Origin of the sequence: Ktedonobacter sp. SOSP1-85 (assembly GCF_016587415.1) — a bacterium.
GTDB lineage: Bacteria > Chloroflexota > Ktedonobacteria > Ktedonobacterales > Ktedonobacteraceae > Ktedonobacter.
Map to the genome: position 1 here is coordinate 1,469,994 of NZ_BNJI01000002.1, position 24,950 is coordinate 1,494,943.

Annotated in this window: 18 protein-coding genes and 2 pseudogenes; 12 read left to right on the forward strand and 8 right to left on the reverse strand. The window is 52.8% G+C overall.

The genetic code is table 11. The features are described 5' to 3' along the window. Nucleotides 1–985: 985 nt before the first annotated feature. A complete protein-coding gene (locus KTE_RS34750; RefSeq protein WP_201389833.1) occupies nucleotides 986–2,287 on the forward strand; it encodes a WD40 repeat domain-containing protein in 1,302 nt (433 codons plus the stop codon). 135 nt (nucleotides 2,288–2,422) lie between these two features. Here the strand turns inward: KTE_RS34750 and KTE_RS34755 are convergent, their stop codons facing one another. Continuing rightward, complete coding sequence (locus tag KTE_RS34755) at nucleotides 2,423–3,550, reverse strand: RNA-guided endonuclease TnpB family protein (protein ID WP_201389835.1); 1,128 nt, start codon at nucleotides 3,548–3,550, stop codon at nucleotides 2,423–2,425. Nucleotides 3,551–3,624: 74 nt separating this feature from the next. On the opposite strand from KTE_RS34755, the gene KTE_RS34760 reads away from it, so the two are divergent. The 6 genes and pseudogenes from KTE_RS34760 to KTE_RS34785 all read left to right on the forward strand — a co-directional run bounded on the left by KTE_RS34760 (nucleotide 3,625) and on the right by KTE_RS34785 (nucleotide 10,077). Continuing rightward, the gene (locus KTE_RS34760) at nucleotides 3,625–3,816 is read left to right on the forward strand and encodes a ribbon-helix-helix domain-containing protein (protein WP_201389837.1); all 192 of its coding nucleotides are present in this window, start codon (nucleotides 3,625–3,627) and stop codon (nucleotides 3,814–3,816) included. 191 nt (nucleotides 3,817–4,007) lie between these two features. After that, nucleotides 4,008–6,560, forward strand: coding sequence for a carbohydrate-binding protein (locus KTE_RS34765; protein ID WP_201389839.1), 2,553 nt, complete (start codon nucleotides 4,008–4,010; stop codon nucleotides 6,558–6,560). Nucleotides 6,561–6,724: 164 nt separating this feature from the next. Then, nucleotides 6,725–7,591, forward strand: a pseudogene (locus KTE_RS34770) (RNA-guided endonuclease InsQ/TnpB family protein); the annotation flags it as partial. A 397-nt stretch (nucleotides 7,592–7,988) separates the two neighbouring features. Beyond that, on the forward strand, nucleotides 7,989–8,144 hold the full coding sequence (locus tag KTE_RS34775) for a hypothetical protein (protein WP_201389841.1): 156 nt from the start codon (nucleotides 7,989–7,991) through the stop codon (nucleotides 8,142–8,144). After that, the gene (locus tag KTE_RS34780) at nucleotides 8,137–9,306 is read left to right on the forward strand and encodes an RNA-guided endonuclease TnpB family protein (protein WP_201389843.1); all 1,170 of its coding nucleotides are present in this window, start codon (nucleotides 8,137–8,139) and stop codon (nucleotides 9,304–9,306) included. The genes KTE_RS34775 and KTE_RS34780 overlap by 8 nt, the downstream gene beginning before the upstream one ends. Nucleotides 9,307–9,468: 162 nt before the next feature. Beyond that, nucleotides 9,469–10,077, forward strand: a complete 609-nt coding sequence (locus KTE_RS34785) for a plasmid pRiA4b ORF-3 family protein (protein WP_236600812.1) — start codon at nucleotides 9,469–9,471, stop codon at nucleotides 10,075–10,077. Nucleotides 10,078–10,273: 196 nt separating this feature from the next. Here the strand turns inward: KTE_RS34785 and KTE_RS48160 are convergent. The 5 genes and pseudogenes from KTE_RS48160 to iscB all read right to left on the reverse strand — a co-directional run. Next, nucleotides 10,274–10,441 (reverse strand): annotated as a pseudogene (locus tag KTE_RS48160) (IS3 family transposase); the annotation flags it as partial. Between the two features lie 193 nt (nucleotides 10,442–10,634). After that, entirely contained in the window at nucleotides 10,635–11,654 is a 1,020-nt protein-coding gene (locus KTE_RS34790) for a LacI family DNA-binding transcriptional regulator (RefSeq protein ID WP_201389847.1), read from the reverse strand. 71 nt (nucleotides 11,655–11,725) lie between these two features. Further along, nucleotides 11,726–11,863, reverse strand: coding sequence for a transposase (locus tag KTE_RS50025; protein ID WP_374226860.1), 138 nt, complete (start codon nucleotides 11,861–11,863; stop codon nucleotides 11,726–11,728). After that, on the reverse strand, nucleotides 11,799–12,122 hold the full coding sequence (locus KTE_RS34800) for a transposase (protein ID WP_201389864.1): 324 nt from the start codon (nucleotides 12,120–12,122) through the stop codon (nucleotides 11,799–11,801). Before KTE_RS34800 ends, KTE_RS50025 begins: the two co-directional genes overlap by 65 nt. After that, nucleotides 12,071–13,336, reverse strand: coding sequence for an RNA-guided endonuclease IscB (gene iscB, locus KTE_RS34805; protein ID WP_201391073.1), 1,266 nt, complete (start codon nucleotides 13,334–13,336; stop codon nucleotides 12,071–12,073). Before iscB ends, KTE_RS34800 begins: the two co-directional genes overlap by 52 nt. 622 nt (nucleotides 13,337–13,958) lie before the next feature. Here iscB and KTE_RS34810 point away from each other — a divergent pair. From KTE_RS34810 to KTE_RS34830, 5 genes are all read left to right on the forward strand, one after another. Beyond that, on the forward strand, nucleotides 13,959–15,776 hold the full coding sequence (locus KTE_RS34810; protein WP_201389865.1) for a sulfatase: 1,818 nt from the start codon (nucleotides 13,959–13,961) through the stop codon (nucleotides 15,774–15,776). Nucleotides 15,777–15,931: 155 nt separating this feature from the next. Beyond that, entirely contained in the window at nucleotides 15,932–17,326 is a 1,395-nt protein-coding gene (locus tag KTE_RS34815; protein WP_201389867.1) for an MFS transporter, read from the forward strand. A gap of 86 nt (nucleotides 17,327–17,412) precedes the next feature. Next, nucleotides 17,413–18,561, forward strand: a complete 1,149-nt coding sequence (locus tag KTE_RS34820; protein WP_201391075.1) for an anaerobic sulfatase maturase — start codon at nucleotides 17,413–17,415, stop codon at nucleotides 18,559–18,561. A gap of 143 nt (nucleotides 18,562–18,704) precedes the next feature. Further along, the gene (locus KTE_RS34825; protein WP_201389869.1) at nucleotides 18,705–21,182 is read left to right on the forward strand and encodes a glycoside hydrolase family 3 C-terminal domain-containing protein; all 2,478 of its coding nucleotides are present in this window, start codon (nucleotides 18,705–18,707) and stop codon (nucleotides 21,180–21,182) included. A gap of 808 nt (nucleotides 21,183–21,990) precedes the next feature. Next, nucleotides 21,991–22,593 carry a plasmid pRiA4b ORF-3 family protein gene (locus tag KTE_RS34830; protein ID WP_201389871.1) on the forward strand — a complete coding sequence of 201 codons (603 nt, stop codon included), beginning with the start codon at nucleotides 21,991–21,993 and terminating at the stop codon, nucleotides 22,591–22,593. Here KTE_RS34830 and KTE_RS34835 read toward each other — a convergent pair. Beyond that, on the reverse strand, nucleotides 22,570–22,932 hold the full coding sequence (locus KTE_RS34835; RefSeq protein ID WP_201389874.1) for a hypothetical protein: 363 nt from the start codon (nucleotides 22,930–22,932) through the stop codon (nucleotides 22,570–22,572). The two genes, KTE_RS34830 and KTE_RS34835, sit on opposite strands and share 24 nt — an antisense overlap. 206 nt (nucleotides 22,933–23,138) lie before the next feature. After that, nucleotides 23,139–24,776, reverse strand: a complete 1,638-nt coding sequence (locus tag KTE_RS34840; RefSeq protein ID WP_201389876.1) for a zinc ribbon domain-containing protein — start codon at nucleotides 24,774–24,776, stop codon at nucleotides 23,139–23,141. Nucleotides 24,777–24,950: the final 174 nt, after the last annotated feature.

The following is a 24,950-nucleotide window of genomic DNA, read 5'->3' on the forward strand; positions in this document are numbered from 1 at the left end:
AAAATCGGAGCAGTATTCGTATCTGTTCCAGTGTTGGCTTTGTCTTTCTGTCGTGCATTTCCTGATGTCCAATCTTGAATGCATTTTCTGTGCTAACATAGTAAGTGCAGATATGATGTCCTAAAGGGCATTCCTTTGGTATTCCTCAAGCAGTCGTGTGATTTCACTTTTATTGGTTTTGTTCATACCATCCCTCAATGAGATCATCAGTCCAGAAACGTTGAGTCGCATTCTCTAAGTGGACAAGCATGCCTCGTGCTATGACACAGGACTCACTCTATCACAGAAGCAGTAGCCAGCAATACAAGTGAACATATTACAAACCCGATGATCGCGTACGTGAACGAAGGCTGTATGCTGCTCCCGACTCTTTCCCGGATGCGAATTTACCAAAATTTTGTATTGTATAAATAGTGGAATGTTCGCTCAAATAAAGACCCTGTCGTGAACGAATGCTTTCCCGCGCCACGGTGGAGCTGATGACCTCAGATTACCTCATCCTGAGCAGCGAGCAGGCCCGGGCATCTTTTTCGGGACGCATTCCAGTTGGGGGTTGGCATGGCGGTAGACATTCGGCGTAACGATATCTTCCATACTCCAGGCCGATTCGGCTGGACTGGCGGTTTAGGCACGACGGCATACATTGTTCCTGCGGAGGGCATGATCGGTATCCTCTTCACTCAGCGCATGATGGATTCGCCGGAACCACCGAAAGTCTTCTCTGACTTCTGGCCACTGTCGTATGGCGCAATGGAATGGGCAATGGGCAACGGATAGCGTCTAGAGAAGAGGCAGATCACTTGTGTGGGCTGTGATCACACCACATTTACAGAGAACGTGGGGAGAAAGCTCCAGTCATTGATGCACGGGGCTTTCTCCCCACGTTCTCTGTAGCCCGCCACATCGAGGCATAGAAAATGCTATGATGTACCTGTGAATACGCAAGGTCATGAAGCGCTTCCGCTTCCTTCGAGGAGGAGATTGTGTGACGTCAAAAGCTACTTGCTTGTCCTGCCGACATTGCCCGTTAGAAATACTGCCCGAATCCGACGCAAAGATCACTTTCTACCGCTGTCCTACCTGTCATCGCCACTTTGCCCAACTCCCAGGTCGATCGCTCACCGAAAGATGGGGAGGATCTCTCAGCCTGGTCTTATACGGCACGATCTTCTCTCAAAAGCCCCAGGTAGATGCCCGGCGTATTGCCAGCATGTTCCGCAACCGAGAGAGCCGGGAGCAATTGACTCACATCGTTGCCGACATTCGACAAGAACTCGCATATCCGAGCCAGCCCGTTCGTGACATCCATGGTCAATCCGCTTCCGAAGAGGATCTGAGAGCATTTTTAACCCTGGTCGCGGATCTCTTGACGGAGGAAGTGAAAGAAGATGCGGTCGTGCAGGCGCTCAAGGGGCATGCGAGTTGGGTGCGTTGCCTTGCCTTCCGTCCCGATGGGCAGATTCTTGCCAGTGGCAGTATCGATGGCTCCATCAAGCTTTGGGATCCTTCGCGCGGCCACTTGCTGCACACCCTCACGGGTCATGTCGGCGGCGTGTTCGCTCTCGCCTGGAGTCCGAGCGGAGGGCTTCTGGTCAGTGGTGGACAGGACAGCGCGATCAAACTTTGGGATCCTCAGAGCGGGAAACTCTTGCGCCCTCTTGAAGGCCATGGCAATGCAGTGCGCTCTCTTGCGCTCAGCACTGACGGACAAACCCTTGTCAGCGCGAGCACCGACCAGACTGTCAGACTCTGGGACCTGCAGACTGGACGGCTTCTGCTGCCCTTCATCGACCATCCAAGCCCTCTTTACAGCGTTGCTATGAGTCCCAATCACCAGATCATTGCGAGTGGAGACGAGGTCGGCGTGATCCGCTTATGGCACGCTCGCACTCGAAAACTCCTTCGTACTCTCAGAGGCCACAGTGGGAAAGTGTTGTCTTTGACCATGGTGGAGGACGGGCAATTTCCCATCAACTCAACGATGCTGCTGAGTGGGAGTGCAGATAGGACCATGAAATGGTGGGGGGCCGACGAGGGGAGGCTCATTTCCACTTTCACGGGTCACGCCGGGCCTGTCCGTTCAGTCGCGTTTCATCCTGCATGGCAAACGGTCATCAGTAGTAGCGAAGACAAAACCATCAAGGAATGGAATCTTTACGGCTCTCAAGAAACTATTCGCACCTTGCCGGGCCATGCAGGTCCTGTCTACAGCCTTGCCATCAGTCCCGATAGTCGGTTCATTGCCAGCGGCAGTCTGTCAATTAAGATTTGGGGGAAAAAACGTTGATCCTTGATCATTCAGGCTGCTCTCGAATTCCTTGACACTCCCCCGGATAAATCACGGGGGATTCTTCTCTCATCCAGGTTGCTTGCAGCGTCGCATTGCTGAGACGTTGTAGAGGCCATCCTGTCCAGAAGCGTTTCATGCACTCACAGGTGCATCAGTTCCCGTATGCCCTACGGTACTGAGCGCTTTTTGCAAAATGTTCAACGCCGCATTCTGATCCCTGTCTAAGACCACTCCACAGGCAGTACAGATATGGGTACGCACGCTCAAGCTCTTTTTGACCAGCGTGCCACAGACTGAACAGTTCTGACTGGTGAACTGTGGCGAGACGGCGATGACAGGGACGTGATGCAAGGCAGCATAGTAGTTGACCCAAGCCAGAAACCGACCCCATCCGGCATCGCTGATGCTCTTAGAGAGATGCCGGTTCCTCACCATATTGCGGATCTGCAGGTCTTCAAAGGCAATCAGGTCGTGAGACGAGACGAGCGCATTCGCCTGCTTTCTGGCGAAATCTTCACGCTGCCTTTGGACTTTTAAATGGGCTTTGGCGACGGCTTGACGAGCTTTCTTCCGGTTGGCTGATTGCTTCTGTTTCTTGGAGAGGCGATGTTGCAACCGCTTGAGGCGCTTTTCCGCCTTTCGGTAGTGGCGTGGATTCTCGACGGCTTGCCCTTCAGAGTCAGTGTAGAAGGCTTTCAAACCAACATCGATGCCAATCTGTTTGTCCGTAGGAAGATGATCAATCTGCCTCTCTGCCTGCACACAAAATTGCGCATAGTAGCCATCTGCACGTCTGACAAGACGCACACGTTTGATGTGCTTCACAGGGAAGGTTTCAATATCTCGCGTGCCAACCAGGCGAAGACGACCGATGCCACAGCCATCAGTGAAGGTGATATGCCTCCCGTCAGGCTCAAGCTTCCATCCTGTTGCTTTATACTCCACAGAACGGTTATGTTTCTGAAAACGGGGATATCCCTTCTTTCCTGGTTTCCTCTGGTTGCACTTGTCATAAAAGCGAGCAATAGCAGACCATGCTCGGTCAGCACTGGCTTGACGTGCCTGGGAATTGAGAGAGGAAGCAAAGGGGAATGCTTTGGCAAGGACGGCGCAATAGCATTGCAAGTCATTTTTGGTGGCATGTTCATCCATCCACAAACGCAAACACTTGTTACGAATGAACTGGACAATGCGAATGGCTTCATCAATCGCCGCGTATTGTGCTTTCGTGCCATCCAGCTTATATTCATATATCAGCATTGCGCCCTTGCTCCTTTTCTCTTTATATGCTAGAGTATACAGCATATATTGCTGTATGTCAAATGAGGGAGAACATGAAACGAACCAATTTGTATTTAACAGAGAAGCAAATGGAACGCCTTCGTCAGCGTTCCGAACAAGAAGGGGTGGCTATAGCGGAATTAGTACGACGTGCGGTGGATAGTTTTTTAGCATGGGATGACCCAACCTATCGACCCATGCCTCCTACACCCCAAACAGGGAAGAGCCATTCATCCCCCGGATAAATCACGGGGGCTTTCTGGCTCGCTCTCTGTAAACAGCATCTCGTTTGGGCAATGATGCGGTCAAGATGCGTTGGAAAGGAGGGAAACACCCAGATTCTCGCCTGACACCATATGGTACCTGCAACGAAGCACATACTGTCTACAGGTGCATAGGATGTATTCCTGTAGAGGAACCAAAGGAGGGATTCTTTATGCTACGGCACATTGCTGTCATTCGTCGCGTGATTCCCGTACTGGCTATACTCATCTGTTGTGCTCTCTTCTTACCGCTCCCCTTCTTTTCCCATCCGGATGTAGCGCATGCTTCCTCCAATGGATTGGGTCAGAAGCCATATATGGGTTGGAGTAGCTGGAGCCTGGAGTCAACGAATTATAGCGGCTACAATACCCCCTGGCTCACTGCCGATCACGTCAAATCCCAGGCCGATGTGTTGCATCAGCAACTCCAACCACATGGCTACCAGTACATAAACATCGACGCGGGTTGGTGGATGGATTCGAACTGGAAGGCTACGTTTGATGGTTATGGGCGGCCTTCCCCTTATCCTGGCCGGTTCCCTGCCGGCATCAGCGACGTAGCGAACTATGTCCACAATTATGGGTTAAAGTTGGGAATCTACTACGTTGCCGGCCTCGACCAGACCGTCTACAACCAGAATTATCCTATCTACGGCACCAGTTGCCACGCCCAGGATATCGCGATCAAGCCGTTACAGATGACGAACGGTTGGCGAGGAAACTATGCCATTGACTATAGCAATAGCTGCGCGCAGGCCTATATCAACTCCATCGCGAATCAGTTCGCCTCCTGGGGGGTGGATTTCCTCAAACTCGATGGGGTAACCCCTGGTTCTGGCATCTATGATCTGAGCACCGATAACCGGCCCGATGTGCAGGCGTGGTCACAGGCCCTGGCGCAGAGTGGACGTTCGATCTGGTTTGAGCTCTCCTGGGCCCTGGATCATCGCTATATCAGTTTCTGGCAGCAGCAGGCCAATGGTTGGCGCATTGACACTGACGTCGAATGCTATTGTGGGACATTGGTGACGTGGGATAACTCGGTCAAAGCACGCTTCAATGATGTCGTTCCCTGGACGCAGAACGCTGGTCCGGGTGGGTGGAATGACCTTGACTCCCTTGACGTTGGCAGCGCAACACTGGATGGGATTTCCCAGGACGAGCGTCAAAGTTATATGACGCTGTGGGCAATCGAGGCGGCCCCGCTTTTCTCCGGCGATGATCTCACCAAGCTGGACAGCTATGGACTCTCGTTATTGACGAATGATGAAGTCATTGCAGTTGATCAATCCGGTCATCCTGCCCGTCCGCTCTCACAGCTCAACAACCAGCAAGTATGGTACGCAGACAATGGCGATGGCACCTATACAGTGGCACTCTTCAATCTGGATAGTGAGAACGCCCCCGTCACGGTGAACTGGAGTGATCTCGGGATAAGTGGCGCCCCTATGGTGCGTGACCTCTGGAGCCATACAAACCTGGGCGCGATAGCCGATCATTTTAGTGCTTCCTTAAACGGCCATGCTTCACGCCTGTTGAAGGTGACACCAGCAGGCGGAAACGCGGGCAAGATCTACGAAGCCGAAGCGCTTGCAAATACGCTCACTGGCAGCGCCTCTGTCGTCTCCTGCACGGCCTGTTCTGGCGGTCAAAAGATCGGCAACATTGGTAATGGCGCCTCCCTTACCTTCAACAGCATTTCCGTTAGTGCCAGTGGGACCTACCCCGTGACCATTTCGTATGTAGACGGAGATGCCGGGCGTTCAATGCAGCTCAGTGTCAATGGCGGCTCCGCAACCACGCAGAACTTCCATGGGACCAACGATAATAACTGGAATGCCGTACAGACTACCACAATTTTGGTGAACCTGAATGCGGGGAACAACACGATCCAGTTCTCCTCGCCATCCTCAGGCTGGAGTCCTGATCTCGATCGACTCATTGTCGGCAGCCTGATACCCGCTTCATATGAAGCCGAAGTCGCGGGTAATACACTGACTGGAAGCGCCTCCATCGTCTCTTGCTCGGCGTGCTCTGGTGGTCAGAAGGTCGGCAACATTGGCAACGGCGCCTCTCTCACCTTTAACAACGTCCAGGCCAGCACAACCGGCAGGACCACGTTGACCATCGCTTACATCGATGGCGATAGCGGACGTTCGGCGCAAATAAGCATTAATGGGGGTTCCCCCCTCACCATCAATTTCCACGGCACCAACAACAACAACTGGAACACAGTTCAGACACTGACGATGACCATAAGTTTGAATGCGGGAAGCAACACCGTCAAACTCTACTCGGGTTCCAACTGGGCTCCGGACATCGACCGTGTCACGTTGGGCGGCAACAACACCACCGAGGCTGAGGCCGTGGGCAATACGCTGACTGGGAGCGCCTCCATCGTCTCCTGCTCGGCGTGCTCTGGTGGTCAGAAGGTCGGCAACATTGGTAACGGAGCCTCTCTCTCGTTCAATCAAGTGCTGGTCAGCAATACAGGGAGTTATACTTTAACAATCCAGTATATCGATGGTGATAGCGGGCGTTCAGTCCAATTAAGTGTCAACGGTGGAGCGGCAAGTACGCTCACTTTCCATGGCACCAATGATAATAACTGGAACGCGGTGCAAACAACCAGTGTCGTGGTGAATTTCAATGCGGGCTACAATAGCATTCAATTCTCTAGCGGCTCTGGCTGGGCACCGGATATCGATTGTATTAGCATCAGCTAGCTCTTTGTATCCCGGCTCTCACGAGCCGGGATTTCTTTGAAACAATCCCACGAAGAACAGGCATGTACGCGTATATTAAATTGAGCAACAAAATAAGTAATATTGCTTCTCATATTATGTATTGATTCTCCTGTATTTATATCCTGTTAGTAGGCAAGTAGTATAAGCATGTGGCATTGATCCAGCGTGGTACGGAGATTGGTGCATCGAAACTCTGGTATGACAAAGCCAAGAAGCAGTTTTACCTCCTTGTCTCCCTGGAAGTGGAGACGGCTGATCCTACCCCAGAAACACACAAGCAGGTCGTTGGTGTGGATGTGGGGATGCGATACCTTGCCGTCACGGCGACGATGCAAGGCGATTGCACCTTCCATGCTGACCCCTCCATTGTTGCTAGATCCCATCACTCTGCACGACTGAGAAAGCGTCTGCAAAAGAAAGGCACTCGTTCTGCAACGAGAAGGCTCGTTGCCATCAGTGGACGAGAGAGACGGTTGAAAGCAAACGCCAATCATGTCGTGAGTAAACGGATTGTGAAGCAATATCCTCAAAGCTTGATTGGACTGGAGCATCTGACAGACATTCGCGAGCAGACCACACGACGGAAAGGCAAGCGAGCCAGTGCCAAACAGCGCAAAGCCAATCGTGCCTTTTCCAAATGGTCCTTTGCAGAGTTGCACAGTATGATCGCTTATAAAGCGCTCTTGCATCGAAGTATGGCGATCAAGGTGGATGCCAACTACACCTCGCAGGCCTGCCCCAAATGTGGGTATACCTGCAAAGAGAATCGTCCTCACAAGGGCTTGCTCTTTGTCTGTCAGAATTGTCAGTACACGCTCCATGCCGATCTGGTTGGTGCAAGAAACATTGCGATGCGAACGCTTCTTATCCGGCAAGACTGGATAGGAACGGGCCTCTTGTCAGTACGCCCTGATGTGTCGGACGATGAAGCCAAAGCAGCACGCCTGAAAAGGTATGCTGAATTGCGGTGGAGTTCAGACACAACTCCAAGCCCTCGGCTTTCGCCGTAGGGTACTGACAGAATGCTTTTGCAGACATTGGGAGGTGGCATCAATCATTCAGAGCGCAATGACAGATAGAGCGGTTGGAGAGTATCTTTTTTGCCACTCTAACTCAATCTTTTCTGCGCTTATCGAAACGCGCCGTAAAACCCCTGGCTTTAGCCCTGTCTCTTACCCACATCTTTTTGGAGGGGCTTCACAAGCCCATCGCTATACATGTGTTTGTGAAACGCTCAACAGGGGGAGTTGGCCTCCTGTGCTGTTCCACAAAATCTAATTGTTAAATGTGGGTAAAAGACAGGGCTTTAGCCAGGGGGATAGAAGGCGCGTTCCTTGTTGGGTAGATAGGGTGGCGAGAGAACGCAGACGCTTTTCTTTCATGTATGCAAAGTGATACAATGCATACATGGAAGAAAAGCAAACAGTTACCATACGCATTCTCAAACAAACGCATACGCTCTTGAAGGTGATCGCGGCATTGTCGCAAGAAAGTATGCAACAGACATTGCATCGCCTTGTTGAGCAGGAGTACAAGCGATTGCAAGGGAAAAAGGATGCTTAAAACCTACAAATTTCGCTTGTATCCCACAAAAGCGCAAGCCGAGAAGCTTGAATGGACACTTGCCAGATGTTGCGAGTTGTACAATGCTGCGCTGCAAGAGCGTCGAGAGATGTACACATACACAGGTAAGGGAACCAACTACAATGCGCAAGCCATGCAACTGCCTGAGATCAAGGAGATCAGAGAGGAATACAAGGACATCCACTCTCAGGTGTTGCAGGATGTTTTGCGCCGGGTGGAGAAGACTTTCAAAGACTTTTTCAAGCGGGTCAAGGCAGGCAAGATACCCGGCTATCCCCGATACCAGGGACGCAACCACTATGACTCCTTCTGCTATCCACAAGCGGGCTTCTCCATCAAGAACGGGCGTCTTGAGCTGTCCAAGATTGGGCATGTGAAGATCAGGTTACATCGCAAGGTGCTTGGCACCATCAAGACATGTACGCTCAAGCGAGAGGGTGCGTGTTGGTATGCGTGCCTTGCCTGTGAAGTGGAGCAGGTGGTACGCACCCCCTACACGGATGAGTGTGTTGGGATTGATTTGGGCGTCTCCAAGCTGGCAACGCTCTCCACTGGTGACGTGATCGAGAATCCTCGTTACTATCGCAAAGCAGCGAGGAAGCTTGAGAAAGCACAGCAAGCTCTGTCAAGAAAGAAGCGCGGGAGCAAGCGACGTAAGAAGGCTGCTCAGCGTGTGGCAAAGCTTCACAGGAAGGTGCGCAATCAGAGACAGGATTACCTTCACCAGTGGTCACGCCGTCTGGTGAATACCTACGAAACCATCGTCTTTGAGGATATTGCCCCTGCGAACCTCTCCAAACGAGCGAAACCCAAACAGGATGAGGAAACGGGGCAGTATCTTCCTAACGGAGCCAGTGCCAAATCTGGCCTGAATACATCAATTTTAGATGCTGGTTGGCGTCAATTCATCGCGTTCTGCGAGTACAAAGCGGCGGAGGCTGGTACGGTGCAGGTCGTGTTGGTTGATCCGAAATATACCAGCCAAGTGTGCAGTAGTTGCGGCACGGTTCGCAAGAAGACGCTCTCAGAGCGTTGGCACTCGTGTGAGTGTGGCTGTGAACTGGACAGGGATCACAATGCCGCACGCAACATCAAAGCTCTTTGGCTCGGACGGAGCCTTCAGGAAGCGCAAGCCTCCTGAGAAGCCCCCGGCTTGAGCCGTGGGGAGTCGTCACGTCTTGTATTCTGAGAGGGAAGAGCGTTGCTTCTTCCTTCAACGGATATCTCTGGCCTCAATGGCGTATTGGGCACATGACCATGTCGTGTATGGTTACACTAGAAAACAACATATGTAGAAGAGGAGATGCACTTGGGAAGTTATCAGTCAGAGAGCTGCTATTACCTGCACGTCCAATTGACTGGTATTGAGCCACCGATTTGGCGCCAAATGGTCGTGCCTGGTGCCATCAGTCTTCATACTCTCCATAAAATGCTTCAGGTGGTCATGGGGTGGGAAAACGCTCATCTCTATTTGTTCAGGTTAACCATCAATAAGAAAACAATGGTGTATGGTCTTCCTAATCCTGATGGGGAAAGTGCAGATATGCGCATCAGGGATAGCCGACGCACAAAACTTGATGCAACTGTCTGGGCCGAGTGGCTGACGTTGACCTATGAATATGACCTGGGAGATAGCTGGATGCACCAGATTACGATTGAAAAGATCGAGCATCTCCAAGATGAAAACAGAAATGAGGATTCTTTTTGGATGACTCCTCGCTGTCTCGCCGGTGAACGGGCATGCCCTCCAGAGGATGTCGGTGGGATAGGTGGATACACTTCTTTCCTTGAGGCATTGCAGAATCCCAAGCATCCTGAACATACACGTCTGCGCCAGTGGCTTGGCGCGCCTTACAATGCTGAGCTCTTTTCTGTCCAGCAAGCCAATTCGGCGCTGGCGATCTTGGACTGAGAGCATCTCTCAATTTGCTTTGAATTGGCCTGTTACTGAATCGCAAGAAGCCGGGAAACGAAGGGTATTCTCCACAGAAATTCTCACCTATGAGAAGATTTTGGGAGATATCAAGTTTTTATAGCATAGGGTTAAGAAACTTTATCATCACTGGTTGGAAATGGCTCATGGCTTCCGCTGCCCACTCTCGTAGTGCTGTAAAGATATTGTCAAGCGCACGACCCTTGCTATCCATGCTGATGCGCACGTCATGCGCCAGTAACAACTGGGTGTACTGCGGGCTGGTAAACTAACTGCCTTGATCGCTATTACAAATCTGTGGCCTGGCTTGTGTCAGCGCTCGTTGCAACGCCTTAATGACAAAGGCGATCTGCATCTTCTATCCTGCTCTCTTTTCTCATTGATGGCATCGCATGAGCATACGTGTTCATGGTCATGACAGAGAAGCACCTGCCTCACCGCTGGGACTGCAAGCCCTGCGTGCGGTAAGGCGAGTTCTTCTCTGTCAACGATTTTTTTCGGATTAAAACTGCGGAATGTGGGGTCCTGAAAAGCGTTTAACTGGATTCACGGGGCACAAGCACAGGCGGTTCTACCAATTCTAACTGAAACTCTACTTCTCCATTAGCAAGCCGATCAACGCAGTCTATAAGATTTCTACCAATTCCTTTCACATCGAAGCGGACAGAGGTAAGACTGGGTGTGCTCAACTCACAGAAAGAGGTATCGTCCGCACCAACAAGCGCGATATCTTCTGGCACGCGGAGTCCCTGTTCACGCAAAGCGCGTAAAAGGTGGAAACAATACTCATCATTAAAGCCGTAGATGGCGGTAGGGCGCGAGGGAGCTTGTGCCAGTTGTTCGGCAACTCTACGGGCCTCTGCCAACGTCGTATCTGCAATAGGAAGGATTTGTAAGTTATGCGCATGCACATTCTCGAATACAGAGCGCATACCTGCAAGGCGCCTGGGAACCGAATAAGCCTGATGGACATTCTGCGGTGCAATGACACCAATATGTCGATGCCCACGTTCTAGCAAATGCTGAGCTATCAAGCGACCAATCTCAACAGCCCCAAATTGCACTGATGGAGCATATTTGACTCCCCAATCACTTACAAAAACACAGGGGCCTGCTCCCCGGCTTTTTGCATGTTCCAGGTCTTCTTCAGTTATACTGCCGGGAAAAGCAATAATACCTAAAGGCCTCTGGGAGAAGAGGCGCCAGAGAAACGCGCGCCGATCCTCTTCTGATGAGGCATTGTTGAAGTACACCGCCAATGTATATCCCTTCTCCTGGGCACGCAATTGTAACTCACTGGTAAGGGTGCTAAGGAAAAGGGTCATAGAATGGTCAAGGATAAAATATATATCGTCGTTTTGCCCTTTACGCAACGCCCGCGCCGAAGGGTGCACGTAGTAGTTCAATTCATGCGCAGCCGCCAGCACACGCTCGCGCGTCTCTGGACTAATTCGCTGATTGGGCGTTCCGTTTAGTACATATGAGACCGTCGTTCGGGATACTCCAGCCCGTCGAGCTACATCCACGCTCGTTGGTGGGCGATGATTAGCTGTCATTGATTTTATACGGGGAGTGGCGAGAAAACCACGAGGTCTTCAGCCTCGTGGATGAACGCCGCTCCTTCCTCCTATGTCTGGTTTTCAATGTACTGGCGAATAGTCTCCTGGCTTGTATTCCCGATGGTGCAGCAGAAGTACCCATCACGCCAGAATGTCCTCTCTTTCCAAAATTGCCTTTTTAACGCATGAAAATGCCTTTGCCACAGTTGCATGATCGAGATGTGTTTCCGTCTGCGGACGATGGCCAGCGGTGCGCATCCGAGGTTCGCTTTTCACCAAACAGTAAATGTGATCTTGATCCACTTCAAGTGCCTCAAAAGAAACATCTGAGCGAGCTGCAATTTCCTCGAATCCTTGTTTCACCTCATTTCCATACAAGATAAGCAGCTTGTTCCGGTATGTGCACACGAAAATCAGATGATAGAGCATGAGGGACTTGGCATGATTCTTTGGCTGATCATCCATGAAGATCGAGCACTCACTTTCCGCATCCTGGCAAACTTGGGAATTGGTTTCAAATCCGCTTTTTTGCCGGAAAAATCCATCAGGATCGCGTATCCTGTAGACATACGCCCTTTGACGATGTAGTTCTGCCCCTGGTAGCGCACTTGATCGAATTTGCGCAATCCCCCGATTTTTCCTGTCGTGAGACGTTGCTCGCTTCGCTTTCCTTTGGTTTGCTGATACTCTCCATCTGGAATGCATTTCTTGACAAGCACCGTTTGTATCTGGAAAACAGGCCCATTTCCGCGTGTCGCAATCATGGCCGCGTCAAAACAATGTTCTTTGGGCAAACCCGCAAGCAATCGATGTTCTTTGGTCACGAATCCCCACGTTTCTTCCGCCTCAACCAGTTTCAACAATTGCACGCGGATGCTATTCATCTGGGTCGCGTGCAGCAAATCCCCTTTTTTCTTCCCGGTGTGTTTGAGCGGAATCATTCCCGCGTGAAGGGCATCATGACAGGTCTTGCAGAGCGTCAAGAGATTGCTTTCCTCATCGCTTCCGTGTTGGCTACGAAAGATGATGTGATGCACTTCGAGCCGTTGATCCTTTGATTTCCCCTTGCAGTGTTGACAGGTGTAGCCATCCCGTGTCAGCACATAGGCTTTGGTATTGGCAAAGCCGTAATTGATGCCCTTCTGATAGAGCCACTTCTTTCGCAATACCTCCGGGTTTTTGAGCGCATGCGGGTCAAAGGTTCCTGTTTCCAGCACGATGGACGTGATTGGCAACAAGGATTGCACAAAGTGGATTTCTCGTAGATGAGCGTCGATCTTGCTTCTCATTGTCGGGGAGAAGCGTCCAGTCTTGATGGAATTCCTTCGATGTAACCAGCGCGCAGGCCGATACCTGGTTTTGCGTTGACGACGATTGCGACGATGGGTGGCTCGCTCTTTCATCGTCGTGGCAATATCATTGCGCACTTCCACTTCAGAAAGATACCAGATGTTACCCTGTTCATCCGCGACAGCCGAACCAATCACCGTACTGCCTGTATCCACTCCCAAGGTCAAGGGTTGTGTGTAGGTACGCTCTGGCTGTGCGTACAACTTGATCGTAAACGGCGTTCTGCGGACGACTTTGGCCTTTCCCTCTTTGAGCAACAAACGGGCAATCGCAGCAGAGCAGGGCATCAATGGTATCTTCTCTGATGAGAGGACATAGACCATATTCAGACGATTCCTTTCGGAAAAATGCTCCGGCAAGCGCCGGGTGATGCGTATCCCTGCACTGTGACCATGCAGGGAATCCGACCTCATCTCGACAGTGTTCAAAAGGCTTTTTGCACCTGGATCACCGGGCCTTACCTCAGCCCTACTTAAACCCAGGCGACAGAGCAGCGGTCTGATGCGTCAACCGCAGGTGTCATGACCTTTCAAACGGTCTCACCATTTCTGATGAGGAGTCTGGTGAACTTGAGCTTCCGAAAAAGCTACCAAACCGCAGACCCGACGACTTCCGAAGAAGCCGCTGCGTCTTCAGCTCAGTGGTAGTTCACTTCCTCTTAAGGTTTGCCCTACCAGGTAATTGTAGCATACGTCTCTTTTTAGCACCAAGATGTGCCCGCAGCCTGCTATAGCCTCCATCACCCTCTTTTTCTCCTTCTTCTGCGAATAAGTACGTCCTCACAGTTGTCGCCCATCCAGTTATCTTCTCCTCTGCCTGGCTACCATGCCCATGCGATTTTTTTTGTGTAGATTTCGGAATTACCTTGACAATGAATTTTGAATCCAGGTATACTTTGCTTACTGACACGTGTCACCAAAGTACCGGGGCACGTATTGAAAGGTTAGCTCAATGAAAGCGATCTTTGTTTGTTTTGACACTTTGAATCGTCACATGCTTCCACCTTATGGTGGCGACATGGTGCATGCGCCGAATTTTAGTCGATTGGCGCAGCGTTCAGTGACATTCGATAACGCGTATGTTGGCAGCATGCCCTGCATGCCCGCGCGACGCGAGCTGCATACCGGGCGCTACAATTTTCTGCACCGCAGTTGGGGACCCCTGGAGCCATTCGATGAATCCATGCCAGAAATCCTCACGCAGCATGGGGTCTACACTCATCTTGTCAGTGATCATGGGCACTACTGGGAAGATGGTGGCGCTACCTACCACACCCGCTACCGTACCTGGGAAATCGTGCGTGGTCAGGAAGGTGATCCCTGGAAAGGGCATGTAGCTGACGCTGAAATCCCGGAGAGCCCCCGCAAAATGCGCGGCGAACTCTGGCGGCAGGACTGGGTCAATCGCCAGTATCTGCAAGAAGAAGAGGGCATGCCTCAGGCACAGGTCTTCCAACACGGCCTTGAGTTTATCCGGACAAACGTTGATCAGGACAACTGGTTCCTGCAAATTGAGACCTTTGATCCACATGAGCCTTTTTATACGCAGGAACATTATAAAAAGCTTTATCCACACCACTACACTGGCCCTCACTTCGACTGGCCTGACTATGGCAGAATCAGTGAATTGCCTGAGCAGGTGGAGCACATACGTTACGAGTATGCCGCTCTGGTCAGCATGTGCGATCACTATCTCGGCAAAGTGCTCGACATTATGGATGAGTTAAATATGTGGGATGACACCTTGCTCATCGTCGGCACAGATCATGGCTTCCTGCTTGGAGAGCATGATTGGTGGGCAAAAACCGTCCAACCCTGGTACAACGAGGTGGCTCACATTCCACTCTTCATTTGGGACCCACGCAGTCGTCAGCAGAATGAGCGCCGCAATAGCCTGGTGCAGTGGATCGATTTCGCGCCTACACTATTGGAGTATTTCAATGTCTCAATTCCTGAGACGATGCAGGGCACTCCGCTACGTGAAAGGATTGCTAACGACCAATCCGCGCGACCGACAGGTTTGTTTGGCGTCTTTGGTGGGCATGTCAATGTTACTGATGGCCGCTATGTCTATATGCGCGCTCCTGTACAACCCGACAATACACCACTCTTTGAGTATACATTGATGCCAACGCATATGCGTGGTCGCTTTAATGTCGCTGAACTCCAAAATATGAGCCTGGCAGAGCCTTTCACCTTCACCAAAGGAGTTCGTCCCCTGAAGATTCCTGGCAGATTCTTTGTGAATGCGCATACCTTTGGCACCATGCTCTTCGATCTCGCGACCGATCCTGAGCAAAAACAGCCCATTGTGGATGATGCCATTGAATTGCGCCTGATACATCTCATGCTGGAGTGGATGCGCTGGAATGACGCGCCCACTGAACAATACGAGCGTCTGGGCTTACCTCTGGAGGGCGAGGCTCAGAGCGAGCACCTCCTCTGCGCACGCCAGCATGAGCTTGTTCAGCAGGCATGCAAGAAGCAGGATACGCTCGCGGCGTACGCAGGCCCTGGCGCTGAGTATCTTAAAAAGCCTTTAAAAGAGGTTGCCGCCCTTCCAGGAGCCGAGGCACTCCTGCGTCGACACTTTGCCGCCATGATGGATAATCTGCAGTCCCAGCAGATCATGGAGCAGCTTTCTCTGCAACAGGTTGCAGGCTTTGCCCCCAATGCCTTCTCTTTTGAAAAGCTGACGGCGTTTGCCACCGAGCTCGCCGAATTGGGCACAACGCAGCCGGCTCTAGCAGCAGAGGGTGAGAGCTACTAGCATATTTTCCAGCGAGCAAGATCTAGCACTACCGGGGGACACATTGATAGTGCCAAACCAGCAGGTAGAACAGCGGGATCTCTGCTCAACACGTTATCACACAGTGAAACAATACAAAAACTCGTTCGACATTGAAGTCAGAAAAGGAGTGAGCCGTGTCTCAAGAACATACCTCTCGCATCCTCGACGGCGTGGACGCCACCATGAACCCCATCAGTGCTGAAATTTCGTCTCAGACGATGAACACAGCAGGCGCTGCTGTTACCCCGATCAAGCGGCGCTGGCTCAGTAATTTTATTCTAACATTTACTCTCTTTGCAGATAGTAACGAATCAGGCATTGTTAGTACCCTGTTTGCCCTCATCAGTAAGGACCTGGGCCTGGGTTTAGCTACCCTTGGTATTCTCACCGCCCTGGGCAAAATCATCTCGGCTCTCTTCGGGCCATTGTGGGCTGTTCTCGCACGACGTTTTAACCGCAAACTTGTTTTAGTCATTGCGACCGTCGTCTTTGGCCTGTGGACGGTAGCCATTGGTTTTGCACAAAACTTTACACAATTCTTGCTCCTCTTTATCGTTGCAACCATAGGTACCGTTGCCGCTCAACCTATCATTACTGAGATGCTAGGCGATCTCTTTGCAGATAACGAGCGCGGTCGTGCAACAGGTATGATGTATGGAACACTGACACTGATTGGAGCATTTACGACACCCCTGATAGGCCAACTCTCCACTATCCCTCACGGCTGGCGCACAGCCTACTACATTGTTGGTGGCGTGATGGGCCTGACGGGACTCCTCGTCCTGGTTGCCGTCCATGACCCAGGTCGAGGTGCCACCGAAGCCTCTCGTGAGCAGGCCAGCATTCAACATACGCACACACAAGCATTGAAGTGGAGCGACATAAAGCAGCTCTTCACCATTCCCACCTATGTGCTGATGCTCGTCTCGCGCCTGCTCAGTGGGCACCTGCTCATATCTTCTTTCGGCGTCATCTACATGATCACGGTCCTCCATTTTACGACCGCCCAGGCGACACTTGTCTTTGGACTAGCGAACCTTGGTTATGTCGCTGGCAGCGTTGCGGGAGGCTTTGTTGTTGACCGGGCAAGCAAGAACAGCCCTCGTTATGGACGTGTGCTTATGCTGCAACTGGCCCAGGTGCTATTCGCGATTGTGGCCTTCTTTGGCACCCAGTTTCTCTGGAGCAACCTCGGCGTGGTCATCGCGTTCTTCTTCCTAATGTTCTTCTTCCAGGGTGTTAACCCCGGCATCAACCGCCCGATAGTCTATGCAGTCGTTCCACCAGCGTTACGTGGCGCTGCTTTCGCGGTGATGATCTCTATCGTAGAATCCATTGGCTGGGCCATCTATAATCTGCTGGCAGGTTTCCTGGGACAGAAATTCGGCCTGCAGCCGGTATTCCTCGTCGTTCTGGTGGTTCTCATGCTCATCAATGCCGCTGTGATCTTTGCCCTCTATAAAACCTACTGGCCTGATGTGCGGAAACTTCAGGGAGTGGAGGCAAGCGCCAACGTAAAAGGAGCGTAAATAACGTGAGAGCATTGAATTTCAATGAAGAGCCCCTGGACGAGAAGCACATCTCCTCCGTCTCTATTCCAACGGCCTTTCAGGTCATGGTCAAACCGCGTGGCTCCATTTGTAACCTGGATTGCACCTATTGCTTCTACCTGGCAAAAGAGCGACTGTATCCTGAGGCCAGTTTTCGCATGAGCGATGAGCTACTGGAAGACTATATCCGCCAGTACATCGCAGCGCAACGCACTCCCGACGTTGTCTTTGCCTGGCAGGGTGGTGAGCCAACGTTGATAGGACTAGACTTTTATCGCAAGGCAGTGGCGCTACAACAGAAGTATCGCCGACCGGGGACACGCATCCTCAATGCTCTCCAGACCAATGGCACACGCCTGGATGATGAATGGTGCGCCTTCTTTCGTGAGCACCATTTCCTCATCGGGCTGAGCCTGGATGGCCCACGTGCCATGCATGATGCCTATCGCGTCGACAAGGGCGGGCGGCCTACCTTTGATAAGGTCATGGCTGGACTGGCGCTACTGAAGCGTCACCGGGTCGATTTCAACATCCTGACCTGCGTTCATGCGGCCAACGGTGATCACCCGCTTGAAGTGTACCACTTCCTGCGTGACGAGGTTGGCACAGATTACATGCAATTTATCCCTATCGTTGAGCGAGAACACCCGCTACGTTTTCAGGAAGGGGCACAGATCAGCCCGCGTTCAGTGACTGGGGAGGCCTATGGACGCTTTCTGAATACCATCTTTGATGAGTGGATTCGGCAAGATGTCGGGCACACCTTTGTACAAATGTTTGACGTGGCCCTGGCAACCTGGTTAGGAGAGCCAGCGGGTCTGTGCATCTTTGATGAGACCTGTGGTCATGGCCTGGCGATGGAACACAATGGCGACGTCTACTCCTGCGATCACTTTGTCGAGCCGCGTCATAAGCTGGGCAATATGCAGGTGATCCCGCTGGCGGAACTGGCCGGCTCAGCCAAACAGCGCCGTTTCGGCCTTGCTAAATGCGACACGCTACCACAGTACTGCCGCGAATGCCCTGTGCGCTTTGCCTGTAATGGAGGTTGCCCCAAAGATCGCTTTCTTCAGACGCCTGCTGGTGAACCAGGCCTCAACTACCTATGCGCGGGTTATAGAGCATTCTTTACCCATGTGGATAAACCCATGAGAGAGATGGCGCGCCTGGTACGCGAGGGTCGCCCGACATCCGACATTATGGCACGTGTCTAGCGGACCAGGCGCGAAAGCGGTCGGGGACTTTTCGTGAGCCTTTAACCTTCTGCGCACGCGGCGCTCAGGGAACAAACATGCAACCACATGTTATGGCGCGATACACGATGTAAATGCACATATTTCACCGAAAGGGATGGAAAATGTCCGAGAACATTGAGAAGCTGCTGCTGCAAATGACGCTTCAGGAGAAAGTCGCCATGCTCGCTGGAGCCGATACGTGGCACACGGTTGCCAATGAGCGGCTGGGTATTCCCGCGCTGAAAGTCAGCGATGGTCCTAATGGCGCTCGTGGTGGCACCATGCAGGGAGGTGTGACCGCGGCCTGCTTTCCTTGCGGGGCCAATCTCGCCGCGACATGGGATACCACTCTTGTCGAGCGCGTCGGGCAGGCGCTGGCGCAGGAGACGAAGACCAAAGGGGCACGCGTCCTGCTCGCACCTACAGTAAACATTCACCGTTCGCCCGTTGGTGGACGCAACTTCGAAAGCTTCTCCGAGGACCCCCACCTCACAGCGCGAATGGCGGTCGCCTATATTCGCGGCGTCCAGAGCCAGGGCGTTGGCGCGACCATCAAACACTACGCCGGTAATGAGTCCGAGTTCGAGCGCTACAGCATCAGTACCGAGGTCGATGAGCGCACGCTACGCGAAATCTACCTTCCACCCTTTGAGGCTGCCGTACGTGAGGCGAACACCTGGGCAGTGATGGCCTCCTACAACCTCGTCAATGGTGTCCCGGCGAGCGAGCATCCGGAACTCTTGCAAAAGATCTTGCGCGATGAGTGGGGCTTTGATGGCATCGTGATGTCCGACTGGTTCATGTCGGTCAAAAGCACAGCCGCTTCAGTGAACGCGGGGCTTGATCTGGAGATGCCCGGCCCCGGGCTATGGCGCGGTGAGAAACTGCTCCAGGCCATTCAGGATGGCGAAGTCACGGAAGAGACGATCGATAAGAGCGTCAGCCGCCTCCTGGACTTGCTGGAGAAGGCAGGCAAATTTGCCCAGCCTGAGGAGGAGCCGGAGCAAGCGATCGACACGCCCGAGCATCGCGCGCTGATTCGCGAGGCCGCCGCTGAGGGTATGGTTCTGCTGAAGAACGAGCACAATGTACTGCCACTCCAACGCGAAACTTTGTCTTCCATTGCGATTATCGGTCCGAACGCCAAAGCGGCGCAGATTATGGGCGGCGGTAGTGCCCAGGTCAATCCCCACTACATGGTCACGCCTATCGAAGGTATTCTTGCCAAGGTAGGCGAGCAGACAAAGGTAGACTATGAGCAGGGCTGCACCAGTCACAAACTGCTTCCTCTCCTCGATCCTCAACTCCTTGTCAATGAGGAAGGGGCGGCGCACGGTTTCTCTCTTGCTTATTTCAACGCGGCGGCTCCGGAGGGCATGCCTGTCCACCAAGAGCAGATCGAGGCAAGCGAGCGTGTGTGGTTTGGGCCGCTCCCCGAGGACGTCAATCCCCAGCAATTCGCCGTTCGCGCCACGGGGCGCTTCGTGCCCCAGGAGACGGGCACTTATACCTTCAGTCTCGTCAGCGCGGGGTTGAGCCGCCTCTTCATCGATGGAGAAGAGGTCATCGATAACTGGACCAGCCCGACTCCCGGTGATACCTACTTTGGCATGGGAAGCTCCGAAGTACGGCACTGCATAGAGATGCAAGCGGGACGCCCATATGGTCTCGTGCTCGAGTACGGGAAAAGCGCGAATCTCCTGGCGGCTGCGGTACGCGTGGGCTGCCTGCCACCACTTCCAGAGAACATGATTGCGCGGGCCGCTACCCTGGCCGCTCAAGCGGATGTCGCGCTTGTATTCGCTGGTCTCAATGGCGAGTGGGAGAGCGAGGGCTTTGATCGCGTCGATATGGGACTGCCAGGCGATCAACATGCGTTGATCGCGAAGGTCGCGGAGGCCAATCCCAATACTATCGTGGTGCTCAACTCTGGTACACCTATCGCCATGCCCTGGCTAGAGAAGGTCGCGGCAGTCGTACAGGCCTGGTATCCGGGTCAGGAGTGTGGCAATGCCATTGCCGACGTCCTCTTTGGCGATGTAAATCCCTCGGGCAAGTTGGCACAAACCTTCCCTGTATGCCTGGAGGACAACCCTGCCTATATCAACTATCCCGGGGAGAATGGGAAGGTGCGTTATGGTGAAGGACTCTTCGTTGGCTATCGCTATTATGACAAGAAGAAGGTCGCGCCCCTGTTCCCGTTCGGCTTTGGCCTCTCCTACACCAGCTTTGCCTACGGTCCACTGAGCACAAACGCCAGGGAAATAGGCGCCAACGGAACCATCCAGGTCTCGCTGGATATTACCAATACAGGTGAACGAGCCGGTAAAGAGATCGTACAGTTCTATGTGCGCGATGTTAAAGCGAGCCTGCATCGCCCCGAAAAAGAGCTTAAGGCATTCACCAAAGTCGTGCTCAACACGGGTGAGACCCAAACCGTCGCCCTGGAGATCGGGCGCGAGGCCCTGGCCTACTTTGATGACAAGGCGCATCAATGGGTGGCCGAGGCTGGCACCTTTGAGATCCTGGTCGGCACGTCCTCGCAGGATATCCGTGGCACAACCACCTTCGAACTGACAGATACGAGCCGCTGGTTATGAGGTGTGCGTAAGGAACTCGAAGGGTGAGCGGCTTCGGCGCGATTGCCTGGAGAAGTCGCTCCGCATCCGGCGTTTTCCATCAATACCTTGGAAAGGGAAGAGCAAGATGCGAGCTTTCGATCACCCCATGGTATCCTTTCAGGTCTTAAGATGCGGGGCTTCCTTATTGCAAACCCTGTGAACATGGACGTGAACGAAGGCCGCACGCTGCTTCCGGCCCTTTCGGGATGCGAATTTACCAAAATTTTGTATTCTATTATTTGTAGAATGGCTTGCTCGAATAAAGACGCCTGGAGGAATGTGGTAGTGCTGTAAGGAACATCTGCATATGCACGGGTCTCTCTCATCTTTTCTGGAGAGTGAGAGGCATGCTGTTGGTAAGGGTATGGTTTTTGCCAGGTACTTTACCAGTTAGTTGGATACGCTCACTTGATCATGAACGTGTTTCTGCTAATTGCGATTAGTTGAAATTATGCCACATCCTCAATGAGGAGCTTTTGTTCATAAACATTCTGGGGAACGCCGGCTGTTTCTCAGATACTGGGATAGTGGTGGAGGATATGTTGAGCAGGAAGAGATGCTCTACGGCGGATTGCGTCGAGAAATAGTCGAAGAAACGGAGTCGCAACTCACAAGTATTATCGCCATTTGGGTCAGTTCGACTCAGCGTTTAATGAGGCTCTACTGAGGAAACAAAAGAGTCTCCTTTGGGGATTGTAAATAGCCCTATAGAAACGCTTTGTTTTCTTGATTTTTCTGTGCTTATCTGCTTTACTAGGAAATAATACATGTAGAAGAGGAGACGCACATGGGAAGCTATCAGTCAGAGAGCCGCTATTACCTGCACGTCCAGTTGGCCGGCATTGAGCCACCTATTTGGCGCCAAATGGTGGTGCCTGGTGCCATCAGTCTTCACACTCTCCATAAAATGCTTCAGGTGGTTATGGGGTGGGAGAACTCCCATCTCTATTTGTTCAGGTTAACCATCAATAAGAAAACAATGGTGTATGGTCTTCCTGATCCTGATTGGGATAATGCAGGTATGCGCATCAGGGATAGCCGACGCACAAAGCTCGATGCAACTGTCTGGGCTGAGTGGCTGACGTTGACCTACGAATATGACCTGGGAGATAGCTGGATGCACCAGATTACGATTGAAAAAATAGAGCATCTCGCCGATGAAAACAGAAATGAGGATGCTCTCTGGATCACGCCTCGTTGCCTTGCTGGTAAACGGGCATGTCCCCCAGAGGATGCTGGTGGGATAGGTGGATACACTGCCTTCCTTGAGGCATTGCGGAATCCCAAGCATCCTGAGCATACACGTCTGCGCCAGTGGCTTGGCGCGTCTTACGATGCTGAGCTCTTTTCTGTCCAGCAGGCCAATTCAGCGCTGGCGATCCTGGATTGACACAAGCTGCCACACCATCATTTCGGTATAGGTTACCTGTGTCGGCATTGTCCCTGCCAGGACAACTAACCCGGCAGTCTTCAGACTACTATTATCACCCTGAATTTTGACGAGCTGGTTCTTATTCACATAGAACCGGAACATGTTGCCTTGTACCTGAAGCGTCACGATATTGCTTTTCCCTATCCCCTGGTGGATCGCGCCAGTGCTATCATGTTGCGAAAATATAACCTTCACTGTTGCTTCGTTCCCTGTGCCCTCATATTTGCGTAGTGCATAGAGCCCATCAGAGCAGACGAGAAATTCATAGCCGTTTTCTGACCCGCCACGAAATCTCACGCCTCCGCAATCCCCTTGGAGGATGCTCATCTGTACTTGCAATGCGAAATTTTCGGGCGGATCTTGTATTGCACACCCATAAGCGTGATGGGTTTTGTCTTCTATGACATGTTCTCCGTCTGGCTTCATATAGCACGTCCCCCCGCATTTGCATCGGTGAAAGGAACGCTCCACATCCCCGACATTGCCACTGAGAGCTCCCCGTGCTAAAGCAGTGGGGGTTCCAGAGGTTCGGCCCACGCTTCCAGTCCTTCTCGCTTCAGCAAGAAAGCTGGCTCTAGTGGTGGTCCCCCTGAACTTTCGGGCAGACGCGCTCTCGCACGAGTCAAACCCATGCTTCGGGGCAAGCTCTGCCCCTCATTCGCGCGTTGGTGAAGACGCTCGTGTGCTGCCCGCAGGCGCGCTTCCGCACCTTCCCAATACGGCTGGTATCGGGCACACGAGGGAATGGGGTCTGCTGGATCAAGGTAGGCGGCTAAAAACGCAGAATACAGGTCACGTTGCACGGGACCCACGCCACACTCACAGTGATGCCAACGCTGCGAAAGCGGCTTCTTGAGCTTCTTGCCACAGCCATGACACCACTGGCTCAGCGCCGTGGTTTGTGTGGGAACTTCTACCAGGATGCCGCCCGTGCTTGCAACGGTGCGTCTCAACATGTCCACAAACATCCCCGGTGTTCGCAGTCCCACACTCTTGCCAAACTGCTTTTGCCATGCCTTGTAGGAAATCTTTTCGATGATGATGGTGTTGCCCAGCTTGTGCACTTCATGCACCTTGCGCCCATGCAGGCTCTTGCGGTGCGCGGCCAGCTTGCGCTCTCTGGTCGCCTTGCGCCGCCGCGTGATCTGGTAGCGCTTGCTCTGCTTCCAACGCAGCTTCTTGTTGCCCTGCTTCTTGATGCGCCCCTTCTCGTCGTAGTTCTCAGGATTGGTTGCCCTTCGTTGCCGATCCATCTGCCGTTGCAAGCGACGAATGGCTCTGGCGTCAGGAGCCAGTTGTGCACAGAACACCTCCAAGCTTGCCTCTCCTTCCTGAGGGAAGAGGGCCAGGGTGGAGGGACCAAGGTCACCGCCAACAATACTCGTGCTAACTGGGTGTTTTTTCTTTCGGTGGGGCTTGCCCTCCAGTGCCAGTTGCACGACATAGCGATAGCCCTCTTCATCGGCGCCCGCCGCTCTGGGACTGCTGGCAGGACGCTGGATGAGGCGGGCATACTTGATGCGGTGCCTGAGCCCATGGGTCACCACTTCATCCTTCCAATCGATGAGGGCAGGAAGCTGATCTCCGTTCCAGAGCAGGAACCCTGCGTTTCCCTTCTCGAGTGGCTGCAGGACAAAGCGCAGGCCGGTATCATTGCGCTTGTTCTCGATGCTGGAGAAACCACGCCCTCGGCTCTTGAAGCGCACGCGTTTGGCCTGGCCCAGGCAGACGCGGTTGAGGGCGCGGTAGGCACGGGTCGCCAGAGTTTGGGCGAGCACGGCATCAATGTGCTCGGCAATCCATCCCACGCGCAAGCCTTTGACGGCTTCATGCAAGGCCGCCTCGGTGAACCCGTACTGCTTGCGCAAGGCGGAGAAGGCGACTGCTCGTTGGGTCTTCTGCGTGCGAGGAAGATCGCGAGCCGCTTGCCAGGCAGCGTCAGCTCGCATGCGGCGCAGGCATTTCTGCCCCTGGGAGAGGATGGCGTTGTAGAGTTGGCGAGCGGCTTCCAGGTGAGCGCGCAGGCGAGTGGCTTGTCCTGGGTCGACGACGAGGGGCAGTTCGAGCAGAAAGGTAGGCGTTGCCGGTCGTTTCTCCTTGGGATGTTTTGGCTTCTGCTGTCTCTGGCGTTGTCCAGGCATGTTGGCTCCTTCTCTCCATCCCCACCGATGAATCGTGCTGATATGCCTATTCTACCAGAACGAGCAGAAGAACACAAGTTCTATTTGAGAAAAATACGCTGTTCTATTCGCGCACGAGAGCGGATGTGGCGATTCATCCCTGGCATCAATGACCAGGGCTTTCTCGCCACGTTC